This is a genomic window from Caballeronia sp. M23-90, assembly GCF_053574605.1.
The window spans coordinates 1-247 of record NZ_JBSIPA010001088.1 but is presented as its reverse complement, the minus strand read 5'-3'; the positions used below and the strand labels follow the sequence as shown (position 1 = coordinate 247).

Here is a 247-nt window from a genome sequence, read left to right as displayed (position 1 = left end):
TTCCTAAGAAACTCACCTTCACGCTGGCGAGTCCTGAGGCTGTAGTGAATATCCAAATTGCGCCGCGCGGCGATGAAGCTGTTTGATGACACGGTCCCTGTACTGCTGTTCGTAATGATGCGCACCCGGGTCGCGGTAGTCCATGCCATAGCGCATCGCGTTATAAAACAGAACAGCGATCTTGCGCGCCGTCGCAGTCACGGCCTTGGCGTTACCAATTCGGCCGGCAAGGCGCCGGTAGAATGCG

1 pseudogene is annotated in these 247 nt (G+C 57.1%); it reads right to left on the bottom strand.

The features are described 5' to 3' along the window. Nucleotides 1–18: 18 nt before the first annotated feature. A pseudogene (locus ACRXB1_RS37920) lies at nt 19–247 on the bottom strand (IS110 family transposase); the annotation flags it as partial.